Genomic DNA, 15,239 nt, shown 5'->3' on the forward strand with positions numbered 1-15,239 from the left:
AATTGGACTATATATAGTCCTAAAATAAATTAAACGGAGGGCTAAAAATGAGCAACACACCAAGCTTGTCAGCAAGTGACAGAATTTCAATGTTACTTGATGACTCAAGTTTTGTTGAAATCGGCGCATATGTAACTGCTAGAAATACAGATTTCAACATTCAGGACAAGGATACTCCAAAAGACGGCGTAATAACCGGTTATGGAGTGATCGATGGCAATTTAGTTTATGTTTACAGCCAGGATGCAAAGGTGCTCGGCGGTTCTATAGGCGAGATGCATGCCAAGAAGATCGCAAACCTTTACGACATGGCAATGAAGATGGGCGCACCTGTTATCGGGCTGATCGATTGTGCCGGACTCAGACTTCAGGAGGCTACAGATGCTCTTAATGCATTTGGAGAGGTATTCATGAAGCAGACTCTTGCATCAGGTGTAATACCACAGATCACAGCTATATTTGGTACATGCGGTGGTGGTGCAGCACTTATACCTAATCTCACAGACGTAACATTCATGACTAAGGAAGGAGCTAAGCTCTTTGTTAACAGTCCAAATGCACTGGATGAGAACCGTGCAGAGAAGCTTGACACTGCAGCAGCAGATTATGTTGCAGAGAACACAGCAAATGTTGACGCAGTATACGACACAGAGGCAGAGCTTCTCGGTGCAGTGAGAACTATGGTAGGTCTTCTTCCATCAAACAATGAGGATGATGGCGACTGCGCAGTATGTGAGGATGATGTGAACAGAATCATTCCAGATCTTGCTACAAAGGCAGGGGATGTGAAGGCTGTTATAGCAGATATCACTGATGATGAGTTTGTATTCGAGCTCAAGAAGGATTTTGCAGATGACGTTGTTACTGCATTTATCAGACTTAACGGTGAGACAGTCGGTGTTGTCGGAAACCAGAAGGATGTCATGACAACAGCCGGTGCATATAAGGCAGAGGATTTCGTAAAGCTTTGTGATTCATTCAACATCCCAGTTGTCACACTTGTAAACATCAAGGGATTTGCAGCAACTGTAAAGGAAGAGAAGACTATCTCAAAGGCTGTTGCAAAGCTTACTTACGCTTATGCCAACGCAACAGTGCCAAAGGTAACTGTTATGCTTGACAAGGCATATGGTACAGCCTACACAGTTATGTGTTCAAAGGCTATCGGAGCTGATGTTGTATTTGCTTGGCCTAAGTCAGTTATCGGAACAATGGATCCAGAGATGGCTGTAAAGATCATGTATGAAGATGAGATCGCAGCAGCTGGTGACAAGCTTGCTTATATCAATGATAAGAAGGCAGAGTACACAGAGGCGCTTTCAGGAGCTCTCTCAGCAGCAAGAAGAGGATATGTGGATGACATTATCGAGCCTGATGCAACAAGAAAGAGAGTTATAGCAGCACTCGATATGCTTTTTTCAAAGAGTGAGGACAGACCATTCAAGAAGCATGGAACAATATAAAGGAGTGACAACTTAATGGAAAAGATAATAAAGAAAAAGTTATTATTGATAGTTTCTATGTTAGCTGTTACATTTGCACTTGCCGGATGTTCGTCTTCAGACAAGAAAGTAGAATTTGACTATGACGGAAACACATTGGTTCAGATAGCAGAAACACAGGCTACGAATTACATGCAGATTGCGCAGGTTGAAGATGTATATAATTTCTATGTAGATGAAGAGGCAAATGGCGGTCAGGTAGATGAAACGACTGCTGATGCATTAAAGGTTTTTTCAACGATTGAGTCTGACTATGGTAAATTCCAGCAGTTTAAGCCGGTCAATCTCGAAGATGAAGATGATAAAACAATACAAGAAGTTGATGACAAGGTTGTTGTTACATTATATGCAGAATGTGCAGAAAAAGAAGCTATAGTAAAGGCAACATTTGTAGACAATTCGGTAACTTACAATTTTCAGAAGTATTCAGTGATGGCTCAGAATCAGTATTCAGAAGAAGAGGCTGATCAGATGCTTGCATCAAATGGTGTTTATCCATACAAGATTTCCGAATTTGAAGTTGCTGCTAATCAGACACTTAAGGACAAGATGAAGGATGCGGGAGCAAATACCCTCATAGGTATGGGTATCGTGTTTATAGCACTTATCTTCATATCATTCATAATTTCACTTCTCAAGTATGTTCCGGCTCTTTTGGACAAGGAGACAAGAGAGAAGAGAAAGGCTGAGAAGGCAAAGAAGGCTCTTGGAAGCGTTGCAACATTAAATGTTGACAAGGAGGATGAGACTCCTGCAGGAAGCGCACCTGCTCCAGCTGGAATAGTAGACATTGTCAACACAGCGACCGGTGAGAGCGTTATGAACGACTCAGAGCTTGTTGCGGTTATATCAGCAGCGGTTATGGCGGCACAGGGCGGAAAGACAAGAGTTCGTGTAAACTATCCAAGTAACGATAAGTTGGTTGTAAGACCAAGAAAAAAGAATAAGAGATAATTATAGGAGGATAATTGTTATGAAGAATTATAGAATCACAGTTAATGGCACATCATACGATGTATCAGTTGAAGAATTATCAGGTGGCGCAGCTCCAGTAGCAGCACCTGTAGCAGCTCCAGTGGCAGCACCTGCACCAGCAGCAGCTCCAGCAGCACCAGCAGCAGGCGGCGCAGGAAGCGTTAAGGTTTCATCACCTATGCCTGGTAAGATCCTTGCAGTAAAGGCTAATGTTGGCGATTCAGTAAAGAAGGGTCAGGTAATCCTTATCCTTGAGGCTATGAAGATGGAAAACGAAGTTGTTGCTCCGGAAGATGGTACTATCGCAAGCATAGATGTTACAGTAGGCGCTAGTGTTGAGTCAGGCGACACACTTGCAACACTCAACTAATTGCTTGAAGTAGAATAAATCTTATAGGAGGAAACAACTAAATGGGCAGCACAATAGTTGACGTTTTGACAAATTTAGCTAATCAGACCGGTTTTGCAAGTCTTGACTGGAAGAATTACGTTATGATCCTTATAGCGTTTGCTTTCATGTATCTTGCGATCGGAAAGGGTTTTGAGCCACTTCTTCTTGTCCCTATCTCATTTGGTATGTTTCTTGTAAACATGTTCCCAGATATTATGGCAGAGGGCGGCTTGTTACATTATTTTTACCTGCTTGATGAGTGGAGTATCTTACCTTCACTTATATTCATGGGCGTAGGTGCCATGACAGACTTTGGTCCGCTTATCGCGAACCCGAAGAGTTTCCTGCTCGGCGCTGCAGCTCAGTTCGGTATCTATACAGCTTACTTCCTTGCATTCCTTATGGGATTCAACGGCAAAGAGGCTGCGGCTATATCGATCATCGGTGGTGCAGATGGTCCTACATCTATCTACCTTGCCGGTAAGCTCGGCATGGGTGGAACACTTCTCGGACCTATAGCAGTTGCGGCATATTCATATATGTCACTTGTACCTGTTATACAGCCACCTATCATGAAGGCTCTCACAACAAAGAAGGAGAGACTTGTTAGAATGCCACAGCTCAGACCTGTAACCAAGATCGAGAAGATCCTTTTCCCTATCATCGTTACACTTGTGGTAGTTCTTATACTTCCAACAACAGCACCACTTGTAGGTATGCTGATGCTTGGTAACCTCTTCAGAGAGTGCGGCGTTGTTAAGCAGCTCACAGAGACAGCTTCAAACGCTCTTATGTATATCGTAGTTATCTTACTTGGTACTTCAGTAGGTGCTTCTACAAGTGCAGAGGCATTCCTTAAGATGAGTACACTTAAGATAGTATTCCTTGGTCTTGTCGCATTCGCAGTTGGTACAGCAGCCGGAGTTCTCTTCGGTAAGCTCATGTGCTGGGCGACAAAGGGCAAGGTTAATCCGCTTATCGGTTCTGCTGGTGTATCAGCCGTTCCAATGGCAGCCAGAGTATCACAGAAGGTTGGAGCACAGTATGATCCTACAAACTTCCTTCTGATGAATGCTATGGGACCAAATGTTGCAGGTGTTATCGGTACAGCCGTAGCAGCTGGTACATTCCTTGCAATATTTGGAATTTAATTAAGAATTTAGGCAATGAAATTATATAGGAGGACGATAAAATGGCAGATAAGAAACCGATAAAGATTACGGAAACTGTACTGCGTGATGCGCATCAGTCACTTATAGCTACTCGTATGACAACCGAGCAGATGCTTCCTATCATCGACAAGATGGATAAGGTTGGTTATCATTCAGTAGAGTGCTGGGGCGGTGCAACATTTGATGCATCACTCAGATTCCTTAAGGAGGATCCATGGGAGAGACTCAGAAAGCTCAGAGATGGATTCAAGAATACAAAGCTGCAGATGCTCTTCAGAGGACAGAATATCCTCGGATACCGTCATTATGCAGATGATGTTGTAGAGTATTTCGTACAGAAGTCAATCGCAAATGGTATTGATATCATCAGAATATTTGACTGTCTGAACGATCTTAGAAACCTTCAGACATCAGTTAAGGCTTGTAATAAAGAGGGTGGACATGCCCAGGTAGCTCTTTCATATACACTCGGTGATGCATATACTCTGGATTACTGGAAGGATATGGCAAAGAGAATCGAGGATATGGGAGCAGATTCAATCTGTATCAAGGATATGGCCGGACTTCTTGTTCCAAATAAGGCTACAGAGCTTGTACAGGCACTCAAGGATGGTTCAAGCCTTCCAATTCAGCTTCATACACATTACACATCAGGTGTAGCTTCAATGACATACCTCAAGGCTGTAGAGGCTGGATGTGATGTCATCGATACAGCAATCTCACCTCTTGCGCTTGGTACATCACAGCCTGCAACAGAGGTTATGGCCAAGACATTTGAGGGAACAGAGTTTGATCCAGGTCTGGATCAGAAGCTTCTGGCTGAGATAGCAGACTACTTCAGACCACTCAGAGAAGAGTGGATCGCAAGCGGTCTCTTAAATCCAAAGGTTCTTGGCGTTAACGTTAAGACACTTCTCTACCAGGTACCTGGTGGAATGCTTTCAAACCTCGTATCACAGCTCAAGGAGATGGGTGCTGAGGATAAGTTTGAGGCCGTTCTTGAGGAGGTTCCAAGAGTTCGTAAGGACTATGGTGAGCCGCCACTTGTTACTCCTTCAAGCCAGATCGTTGGCACACAGGCAGTTCTCAACGTTGTAACAGGCGAGAGATACAAGATGTGTACAAAGGAGTCAAAGGCACTTGTACGTGGCGAGTATGGTCAGTCAGTAAAGCCTGTTGATCCAGAGGTTAAGAAGAAGGTTATCGGCGATGAGGAGCAGATCACATGCCGTCCAGCAGATCTTCTTGAGAACGAGCTCGACAAGATTGAGAAGGAGATGATCCAGTACAAGAAGCAGGATGAGGATGTACTCACATATGCACTGTTCCCACAGGTTGCAACTGACTTCTTCAAGTACAGAGAGGCTCAGGATAAGAAGGTCGATGTCACACTTGTTGACAAGGACAGCACAGCTTATCCAGTTTAATAACTGAATTCATAAGGTCAGCTATATAAATGATCATAAAAAGGGACGGAGCTCCGCGAGCGGAGTCTCTGTCCTTTTGTTTAATATATGGAGATAATATGACAGGAAAAATAGTGGTTATAGGAGCAGGAGCTGCAGGGGTAATGGCTGCACTGACAGCGGCACAGAAGAATAAGGTCATTCTCATTGAAAAGAATGACAGGATCGGAAAAAAGTTATTTATAACAGGTAAGGGACGTTGTAATGTGACAAATGCATGTGACGCTGACGGATTTTTTAATTCAGTGGTCACGAACAGCAAGTTTATGTACAGCTCCTTTTATACATTTGACAACAATATGATAATGGACTATCTTGAGAAGGCCGGATGTCCGCTCAAGATAGAACGCGGAGGAAGAGTGTTCCCGACAAGCGATCATTCTTCAGACGTTATAGGAGCATTCAAAACTCTTATAAACAGAAATAAAAATATAAGTCTGTATTTGAATACGAAGGTTACAGGAATCAATATAGAGGATGGCAGGATAAAGAGTGTTGACGTATCAGGAGATAACGGCGGGACAGGCAATGACAGGATATACTGTGATGCTGTTATAATTTGTACCGGCGGAAGATCGTATCCACTCACGGGATCTACCGGAGACGGATACAGACTGGCAGAACATATGGGTCATACGATAAAGCCGTTAAGTCCATCACTGGTTCCGTTTGAGATAGAAGAGAAATGCTGCTCCATGATGATGGGACTGTCGCTTAAAAACGTGGCACTTCACATAAGCAGTGGAAAGAAGAAAATATTTGACGAACAGGGGGAGATGCTGTTTACCCACTTTGGCATAAGTGGGCCGCTGGTGATCAAGGCCTCCGCATATATACACAGGTATATTGGAAAAGATATAGACATGTACATAGATCTGAAGCCGGCTATGGACAGAGATATGCTTGATGCCAGACTCCTCAAGGATTTCAAGAAATATGCAAACAAAGACTTCAAGAATTCTCTTGGAGATCTGCTTCCGATCAAGATGATAGATGTGGTTGTGGAGAGATCCGGTATCAATCCGTATAAGAAGGTCAACTCAGTGACCAGGGAAGAAAGACAGAGACTTATAGATGTGCTGAAGGAATTCAGACTTACATTTGTGGGGCTTCGGGGATATGATGAGGCTATAATCACAAGAGGCGGAGTGAGCGTAAAAGAGGTAAATCCTTCCACCATGGAGTCTAAGCTTGTGGGGGACGTGTATTTTGCCGGAGAACTGCTGGATATCGATGCGCTGACAGGTGGATTTAACCTGCAGGTGGCGTGGTCGACTGGATATCTGGCTGGACTTTCTGCTTCCGAGAGTTTACAATAGGCGTGGAGGACAGTCAATTTAATTACAGGGAGACGAAGATATGAATATAGCAATAGATGGACCTGCAGGTGCAGGCAAAAGCACGATAGCAAAAAAGGCGGCAGGCGAGCTTGGTTTTATATATGTGGATACAGGTGCCATGTACAGGGCGGTGGCTGTATATCTCACAGAAAGCGATATATCTGCCAGCGATGAAGACCTGGTGGAGAAAAGCATAGCGGACATTTCCGTGGAAATAAAATATGAGGATGGAGCACAGCAGGTCTACCTTAACGGCGAGAATGTAACAGGAAAGCTGAGAACTGAGGCTGCTGGTAATATGGCTTCAAAGGCATCTGCACTTCCATGCGTCAGGGAAAAGCTTCTGTCACTCCAGCGGGATCTCGCTGCTTCAAATGATGTTGTCATGGATGGAAGGGATATAGGAACAAATATACTTCCTTCAGCAGAGCTCAAGGTATACCTTACCGCCTCTTCGGCAGTGAGGGCCAAAAGAAGATATGACGAGCTTGTCGCAAAGGGCGCTGAGAATATTGATATAGAGAAGATAGAGCAGGATATAATCCAGAGGGATAAGCAGGATATGGAGAGAAAAACAGCTCCTTTAAAGAGGGCTGATGACGCGGTTCTTATCGACAGCTCAGATATGACGATAGAGCAGGTTACAGACACTATAGTCGGACTTGCAAGAGAGAGAATGTAATACAGGTGGTTTAGATATGGAGATATTACTTGCAAAGAGTGCCGGATTCTGCTTTGGCGTTCAGCGTGCGGTGGATACAGCATACGAACATGCTGACGAGGAAAATGTGTATACTTATGGTCAGATAATACACAATGAAGAGGTGGTTGGTGATCTTACAAAGCACGGAGTGCAGGTGATCGACAGTGATGACGAATTGCTTGAGATAAAAGACAGCAAGGTCATAATCAGATCCCATGGCGCTGAGAAAAGGATATATGACATTCTGGAGGCTGGTGGGAATACGGTGATAGATGCGACCTGTCCATTTGTCAAGAAGATACACAACATAGTGCGCGAGGAAGGACAGAAAGGAAATACAGTCGTCATCATAGGCGACTCAAGCCATCCCGAGGTGAAAGGAATCGTGGGCTGGTGTGTAGAGCCTCCGGTAGTCATAGGTTCCGAGGAGGAGGCTGAGGCTTTTGTAAGAAAATATATTGACGGAGAGGTCAAAACAGCGGATAATATATCGATAGTTAGTCAGACAACTTTTAATTACAGAAAATTTAATTATATTGTTGATATTATTCGAAATAAATTGTATAATGTTACTGCTTATAAGACTATCTGTAATGCTACGTCCGTGCGTCAAAGGGAGGCGCAGGAGATTGCATCAAAGGTAGATGCCATGATTGTTATAGGTGGTCGGAACAGCTCTAATACTCAGAAGTTATATGAGATTAGTAAAAAAGAATGTGAGAATACTTACTATATACAGACACTCGTTGATTTGGATTTGACTACTTTTGAATCCGTTAGTAGGGTAGGTATTACAGCTGGGGCATCTACCCCAAACAAAATTATTAAGGAGGTTCATGGTAGGATGGACGAGATGAATTTTGAAGAATTATTAAAGAATGATGAGAGCAGAGTCTCAATCAAGACAGGAGAGATAGTAGAAGGTAGAGTTATCGATGTTAAGCCTGATGAGATTCTGGTAGACATCAGCTACAAGTCAGATGGTATTATTCCTAGAAGCGAGTATACCAACACACCTAATGCAGATCTGACAGAGCTTGTACATGTTGATGATCCGATAACAGCCAAGGTTGTTAAGACAAACGATGGCGAGGGATCAGTTCTTCTCTCATACAAGAGAGTTGCTGCAGAGAAGGCTAATGAGAAGCTTGAGGCTGCTCTTGAGTCAGGAGAGATCCTTACAGGTAAGGTTGTTCAGGTTGTAAGCGGTGGACTTAACGTTATGTACGATGAGACAAGAGTATTTATCCCTGCTAGTCTTGTTTCAGATACATACGAGAAGAATCTTGACAAGTACCTTGATCAGGATATCGAGTTTGTACTCACAGAGTACCAGCCAAAGAAGAGAAGAATAATTGGTAACAGAAAGCAGATCGTTGCAGCAAGAAAGGCAGAGGCTGCAAAGGCTCTGTTTGATAGAATAGAAGTTGGAATGATAGTTGAGGGTGTTGTAAAGAACGTTACAAGCTTCGGTGCATTCATAGATCTCGGTGGAGCAGATGGACTTCTTCACATCTCAGAGATGTCATGGGGAAGAGTTGACGATCCTAAGTCAGTTCTCAAGGTTGGTGATACTGTTAAGGCATTCATCAAGAACATTGACGGCGAGAAGATTGCTCTCAGCCTTAAGTTTGATGATACAAACCCATGGCTTAACGCAGCAGAGAAGTATGCTCCTGGAACAGTAGTTACAGGTAAGGTAGCAAGAATGGCTGATTTCGGTGCATTTATCGAGCTTGAGCCAGGTGTTGACGCACTTCTCCATGTATCACAGATCTCATATGAGCATGTTAACAAGCCAGAGGATGTATACAAGGTAGGCGATGAGGTTGAGGCAGTTGTTGTTGAGTGCAATGCAGATGACAAGAAGATCAGTCTCAGCGTAAAGGAATTACTTCCAGCTCCAGAGTATACAGATGATGTAGCAGAGGACACAGAGGAGTAATCTGATATATAGACAGTTAAGAAAACCGTAGTCGATAATGACTACGGTTTTTTTATGCCAGAATATTTATATCAGAATAGTTTGTTCAGGACTGCAAGGATATAGGCGTGGGATTGATCACATTTTTCGTGTAATTCGGTGCTGTCCGAAAGAAAACGGTTTCCTTTAAGATCTGTATCATAGAATATCTCTCCGTGAAATCCTGGTGGACAGGGTATGAAGCTGCCGGTCTTGATGGTGAAAGCATTGTCCTTTGTCGCTTTTTCCTTGTGGGCATCGTCCACATAAGCCGCCATTGATTTGTGTATGGCCATGTGCTCCATAGGTAGATAGTAATAATTTTTGTAGTCCTTGAAGAAGTATTTCATTTCGGTGTCCCGGGTCTTTGGAACGACCACATGCATATGTGTGTCACATGCATTTACAAGAATTCTATTCAGGGATTCCGTTATGCGGCATGGAAGCTTTGGAATGGAACAGTTGTATGTTATTGAATCGATGGTATCGGATATATCATCTATCTGAAAGTCATCAGGAATATGAGGGATATTCACAAATTCAGATATAGATATAAGCCCTCTTATATCGTCATGGTTATGGGTGAGCATATCGTCAAGCAGAGATTCGTCGTGAGAACTCAGATAATGCTTGTAGGCGGATATAAGATCGCCTCCTGATATAAAAGTATTTCTCTGGAAGTCGATCAGATGCTCTATGTCAAACTGCTTAGCCGAGTCCAGACGCAGAAGCTTTTTGTATTTTCTGGTTGTTCTATATATATCCACGCTCTGTATATTGTCAAGCGTAGTGTCCACGTCGAATTGCTCCATCTTTTTCAGCAAGTAGGGGATGTCAAAGGTATCGCCGTTGTATGACACCAGTATTTTGTGATTCTTTAGGATCTGTTCAAAATGGGACAGCATTTCAGGCTCTGAAGTTCCGTTGTCATTGAATATCAACTGGGTGCGAAATGCACTGTCTGAGAAATATGAACATCCGATCAGATAGAGATCCGAACGTTTGGCGCTGAGGCCGGTTGTTTCTATATCAAAATAGAGTATATCCGACAGCTCGTCCGATATGTGAGCTGTATCTACATTTATATCTTCAGTATATTCAAAAATTTTCATAATGGCTCCTTTTGGTTCCTTGCGTAAGGTACATTATAGAACATGCATTGTTCTGCAATATATATAGTAGCTGTCGTTTTTCAAAAAAGCAAACATATATTCACAATTGATAAATAATATGATATAATTACGAAGATTTAGTGTCGGTTTCTATGCGATTTTGAGATACCGTCATATATTACAGGACAGGAAAAGTTAACGGATGATTTCATATATTCGAGGAGCACTTGAAATAAAGGGTGACAATTATATAGTGATCGAGTGTGGTGGAATAGGGTATCAGCTCATGGTATCCGGAAAGTTTATGGAGAAGCTTCCACCGGTACATTCAGAGATAAAAGTAAGCACATACATGTATATACGCGAGGATGAGATAAGTCTGTTTGGCTTTGAGAACGCAGATGAACTCAATGTGTTCAAGATACTGCTGGGAGTGAGTGGTGTGGGGCCAAAGGTAGCCATGTCTCTTCTGTCAACACTCACCGTGAACGAGCTCAGGCTTGCGGTCATATCTGAGGATGTAAAGGCCATATCAAAGGCTAATGGAATCGGGGCAAAGGGCGCTTCGAGGATCATTCTGGAGCTCAAGGATAAGCTGAGTATGGAGGATATGATAGATGCAGCATACAATGATTCGGTTGCTGTGCAGACCGCTGCAGGCGATGTGAGAACAAATGTCATATCGGCTCTCACAGCACTTGGATATTCAGGTGTTGAGGCGGGACGTGCTGTTTCGCGTGTAGATGGTTCAGCGGATATGGATGAGGAGCAGCTCCTTAAGGCGGCACTCAGATTTATGATATAGAATATTGATCAGATAGGTAGAAAAAATGGGCAGAATTATTTCAACAGAAAGCTTGGACATAGAAGAACAGAAAAGTGAATATAATCTCAGACCTCAGTATCTGTCGGAGTATATTGGACAGAAAAAGGTCAAGGATAATCTGCACATATTCATAGAGGCGGCGAAGAAGAGAAATGAGCCACTGGATCATCTGCTTCTGTATGGACCGCCGGGACTTGGTAAGACGACGCTGTCGACCATTGTGGCAAATGAGATGGGGGTAAATATCAAGATCACCTCGGGACCTGCCATAGAAAAGCCCGGTGAGCTTGCCGCGATACTCAACAATCTGTCGGACAACGACATTTTGTTTATCGATGAGATACACAGACTCAGCACACAGGTTGAGGAGGTGCTCTATCCGGCTATGGAGGATTACGCAATAGATGTTGTGATAGGCAAGGGCGCAGGTGCAAGGTCGATCAGACTTGATCTGCCAAGATTTACACTGATAGGTGCAACGACGAGGGTCGGAATGTTGTCGGCTCCCCTAAGGGACAGATTTGGAATGGTGGACAAGCTGGAATTTTATACCCATGACGATCTGAGAGAGATAGTGATGAGGTCAGCGGAGGTTCTTGGAGTTGACATAGACGAGGAGGGTGCACTTGAGATCGCAAGAAGATCAAGAGGTACACCGAGACTTGCGAACAGACTTCTCAAGCGCTGCAGGGATTATGCTGAGGTGTGTCATGACGGCCATATAGATCACGATGTTGCTAAGGCCGCTCTGGACAAGCTTCAGGTCGATTCCATGGGACTGGACGTGAACGATAGAAATATATTAATGACAATGATAGAGAAATTTGCAGGAGGGCCTGTCGGTCTGGATACACTGGCGGCTGCCGTCGGTGAGGATCCGGGCACGATAGAGGATGTGTATGAGCCGTATTTCATAATGAATGGATTCATAAACAGAACTCCCCGGGGAAGAGTTGTCACTGATCTATGTTACAGACATTTTGGACTGGATGCATTTATAAAGGATAAGTAAAGGAGAATGGGATATGGCACAGAAGAATGATATCAAGGTGGTAATCAACAATAAAGTATATACATTGAGCGGCCAGGAGAGCGAGGACTATCTCCAGAATGTGGCGACATATATCAATGGCAAGATAGCAGAATGTCAGTCGTCTGAGGCGTACAGGAGATTTAACGCAGAGTATCAGAATGTTCTGCTTGCACTGAATATAGCCGATGACTACTTTAAGGCAAAGGATCAGGTCAATCAGATGCTCACCGAGGATGACGACAAGGATAAGCAGATATATGATCTGAGACATGAGGTTATCGAGGTGCAGATAAAGTATGAGTCTGCACAGAAGATGATAGAGGAATACAAAGAGAAGATAAGTGAACTTCAGAGACAGATCATAAAACTTGAAGCGGAGAAAAATGTTAAATAAGACTGAAATTTTGGCACCGGCGGGCAACACGGAGGCGGTGAAAGCTGCAGTCAATGCATATGCAGACGCAGTATATCTTGGAGGCAGTATGTTCAGTGCCCGGGCATTTGCCGGTAATTTTGATGAAAAAGAATTGCTTGATACCATAGACTATTGTCACAGATTCGGAGTGAAGGTCTATATGGCGATCAACACACTGCTTAAGAATGAAGAGATTCAAAGGCTCCCATCATATGTGGAGCCTTATTACAGGCAGGGCGTGGATGGGATAATTGTACAGGATATGGGAGTTGTCTCCGTTCTGGGCAAGTCGTTTCCAGACCTTCCACTGCACGGAAGTACACAGCTCAGCGTGTCCAGTTCACAGGGCGCTGCGTTTCTGAAAAGCATAGGCATGACCAGATTTGTGCCATCGAGAGAATTGTCATTGTCAGAAATCACAGAGATCAAGAAAAATGTTGATATAGAGGTGGAGACATTTGTCCACGGAGCGATGTGTTACAGCTATTCCGGAAGGTGCCTGATGAGCAGCTTTGCCGGAGGAAGAAGCGGTAACAGGGGAAGGTGCGCCCAGCCGTGCAGAAAGCAGTATGACTCAAATGGTGTAAATGAGTATATGCTCAGCTTGAAGGATATGTGCATGTTAAAGAGTCTGGGAAAGCTCATAGATGCGGGAATTGATTCTTTCAAGATAGAGGGAAGAATGAAAAAGCCAGAGTATGTGGCTGCAACCGTGACTGCGTACCGTGAGGTCAGAGATGCTTATCTGGCGGGCGAATCAGTGGAGAAACTGGCAGAGGAGCAGGAGAAGAAGCTTCTCGATATATATAACAGGGGCGGATTCTACTCAGGTTATTATTACACATCCAATGGCAAAAAGATGCTTGCGAACAGCAGACCGAACCACACAGGAATTAAGGTTGGGCGTGTGAATGCGGTAGAAAAGCCATATGTGGATATAAAACTTGACGAGAATGTATCCGCAGGCGATGTCCTTGAGATAAGAGGCAGAAATGGTGATGTGGAGCTCACATGCAATGTGGCGGCAAAAGCGGGAAAGAATGTCAGACTTAAGGCGAAGTCATTCAGGAGCATTGCAAAGTTCAATGATGTATACCGTACAAGAAACGGTAAGCTTCTGGAAGATATACAGAATAATATAATAAATGCCGACAGGAAGATAGAGCTCGCTGCACATGTCAGTGCGTATGCGGATCAGCCATTAGAGCTTAAGCTTTCAACTGTAGAAGGAAAGTGTTCTGTCTCAGTCGAGGGGCCTGTGTGTACACAGGCACTTAACAAGCCTGTCACGAAGTCGCAGATAGTTGACAAGATCAAAAAGACAGGCGGTACAGATTATGTGCTCGGGGATATAACTGCTGATGTATCTGACAACCTGTTTGTACAGATAAGCGCAGTGAACAACCTGAGGCGGGAGGCGCTTGAACAGCTTGGACTGCAGATCTCACAGAGTTACAGGCGGGATGGCGGTGCAGTAAGAACTGGCCTGCCTGGCGCTGAAAGACCTCTTGAAAATGTAAAAAACAACACTGTTCACGGTGTTACAGTTGGAGTGTCGGACGCTGACCATGTAAATATTGTTAAGAATTATAAATGGGTCAGCAATGTAATAGTAGATTATAATGTCAGAAAATATGCAGATGAATTGAAGCAGGCCGGATTCAGAGTGATCCTTGCTCTGCCTGAGGTATTGCGGCAGAGAGAGCTTGACAGATATTCAGGCCTTTCCGGTGAACTTGGTTCATTTGACGGTGTGATGATCAGAAATTATGACGAGCTGGGAATTCTAAAGAAGTTGGACTATAAGGGACTCGTGATCGCGGATGCCAGTCTCTATGCGTATAATGATAATGCGTTTGATTTCTATAGAGAGAATATGGGTGATGTGTGCTTTATGTGCTCAAACGAGCTCACACTTGATGAGATACATGGTCTTTCATATGATACACTCATAAAGCTCTATGGTCATCAGAAGGTTATGATCACTGCAAACTGTATAGCAGGCAATTACATGAACGGTTGTGCCTCAAGGAAGATGTCCAGGAATGTCCTGACGGATGACAGGGGAAACAGATTCTATGTCAGAAATGACTGTGCGCACTGCTATAACATTATATATAATGGTGTTCCTACAAATATGATAGACAGACTGGCTGAAACCGGTATTTCAGATAAAGACTGTTATATTGAATTTACTATTGAGGATACTAATAAAGTGAAGGATATAATGGACAGTCTGGAGATTGCCCTGTCAGGGGGGAAAGCGGTATCCATGTCTGTAGATCAGTATACCAGGGGACATTATTACAAAGGAATCGATTAAGACTTTTTGATAAAGGTG

At 43.6% G+C, this 15,239-nt stretch carries 13 protein-coding genes; 12 read left to right on the plus strand and 1 reads right to left on the minus strand.

All coding sequences use genetic code 11. The annotated features are described in order from the left end of the window. The first annotated feature begins 47 nt into the window (after positions 1-47). The 8 genes from DXB91_RS08760 to DXB91_RS08795 all read left to right on the plus strand — a co-directional run bounded on the left by DXB91_RS08760 (position 48) and on the right by DXB91_RS08795 (position 9,494). A complete protein-coding gene (locus DXB91_RS08760; protein ID WP_055273023.1) occupies positions 48-1,463 on the plus strand; it encodes an acyl-CoA carboxylase subunit beta in 1,416 nt (471 codons plus the stop codon). A gap of 15 nt (positions 1,464-1,478) precedes the next feature. Beyond that, positions 1,479-2,456: an OadG family protein gene (locus DXB91_RS08765; protein WP_117548998.1), complete on the plus strand. Its 978-nt coding sequence runs from the start codon at positions 1,479-1,481 to the stop codon at positions 2,454-2,456. A 19-nt stretch (positions 2,457-2,475) separates the two neighbouring features. After that, positions 2,476-2,847: a biotin/lipoyl-containing protein gene (locus DXB91_RS08770; RefSeq protein WP_118017561.1), complete on the plus strand. Its 372-nt coding sequence runs from the start codon at positions 2,476-2,478 to the stop codon at positions 2,845-2,847. Positions 2,848-2,888: 41 nt separating this feature from the next. After that, entirely contained in the window at positions 2,889-4,019 is a 1,131-nt protein-coding gene (locus tag DXB91_RS08775; protein ID WP_055222592.1) for a sodium ion-translocating decarboxylase subunit beta, read from the plus strand. 41 nt (positions 4,020-4,060) lie between these two features. Continuing rightward, positions 4,061-5,467 carry an oxaloacetate decarboxylase subunit alpha gene (locus tag DXB91_RS08780; RefSeq protein WP_118017563.1) on the plus strand — a complete coding sequence of 469 codons (1,407 nt, stop codon included), beginning with the start codon at positions 4,061-4,063 and terminating at the stop codon, positions 5,465-5,467. A 98-nt stretch (positions 5,468-5,565) separates the two neighbouring features. Then, the gene (locus DXB91_RS08785; RefSeq protein WP_118017565.1) at positions 5,566-6,825 is read left to right on the plus strand and encodes an NAD(P)/FAD-dependent oxidoreductase; all 1,260 of its coding nucleotides are present in this window, start codon (positions 5,566-5,568) and stop codon (positions 6,823-6,825) included. 40 nt (positions 6,826-6,865) lie between these two features. Beyond that, positions 6,866-7,528: a (d)CMP kinase gene (gene cmk, locus DXB91_RS08790; protein WP_022216517.1), complete on the plus strand. Its 663-nt coding sequence runs from the start codon at positions 6,866-6,868 to the stop codon at positions 7,526-7,528. A 16-nt stretch (positions 7,529-7,544) separates the two neighbouring features. Next, positions 7,545-9,494 carry a bifunctional 4-hydroxy-3-methylbut-2-enyl diphosphate reductase/30S ribosomal protein S1 gene (locus DXB91_RS08795; protein WP_055222594.1) on the plus strand — a complete coding sequence of 650 codons (1,950 nt, stop codon included), beginning with the start codon at positions 7,545-7,547 and terminating at the stop codon, positions 9,492-9,494. A 71-nt stretch (positions 9,495-9,565) separates the two neighbouring features. Here DXB91_RS08795 and DXB91_RS08800 read toward each other — a convergent pair whose 3' ends face one another. Then, on the minus strand, positions 9,566-10,624 hold the full coding sequence (locus DXB91_RS08800) for a ribonuclease H-like domain-containing protein (RefSeq protein ID WP_118017567.1): 1,059 nt from the start codon (positions 10,622-10,624) through the stop codon (positions 9,566-9,568). Positions 10,625-10,826: 202 nt separating this feature from the next. Between DXB91_RS08800 and ruvA the strand changes: the two genes are divergently transcribed. Genes ruvA through DXB91_RS08820 form a run of 4 tightly spaced genes read left to right on the plus strand, consistent with a single transcriptional unit; the run spans position 10,827 to position 15,221 of the window. Then, positions 10,827-11,429 (plus strand): Holliday junction branch migration protein RuvA, encoded by a 603-nt coding sequence (gene ruvA / locus DXB91_RS08805; protein WP_022216514.1) that lies wholly within the window; start codon positions 10,827-10,829, stop codon positions 11,427-11,429. Positions 11,430-11,454: 25 nt separating this feature from the next. Continuing rightward, the gene (gene ruvB, locus DXB91_RS08810) at positions 11,455-12,462 is read left to right on the plus strand and encodes a Holliday junction branch migration DNA helicase RuvB (RefSeq protein WP_022216513.1); all 1,008 of its coding nucleotides are present in this window, start codon (positions 11,455-11,457) and stop codon (positions 12,460-12,462) included. Positions 12,463-12,475: 13 nt separating this feature from the next. After that, a complete protein-coding gene (locus tag DXB91_RS08815; RefSeq protein ID WP_015534892.1) occupies positions 12,476-12,877 on the plus strand; it encodes a cell division protein ZapA in 402 nt (133 codons plus the stop codon). Then, positions 12,867-15,221, plus strand: a complete 2,355-nt coding sequence (locus DXB91_RS08820) for a peptidase U32 family protein (RefSeq protein ID WP_118017569.1) — start codon at positions 12,867-12,869, stop codon at positions 15,219-15,221. Before DXB91_RS08815 ends, DXB91_RS08820 begins: the two co-directional genes overlap by 11 nt. Positions 15,222-15,239 lie beyond the last annotated feature (18 nt).

Source organism: Coprococcus sp. OM06-34AC (genome assembly GCF_003462545.1).
Classification (GTDB): domain Bacteria; phylum Bacillota; class Clostridia; order Lachnospirales; family Lachnospiraceae; genus Coprococcus; species Coprococcus aceti.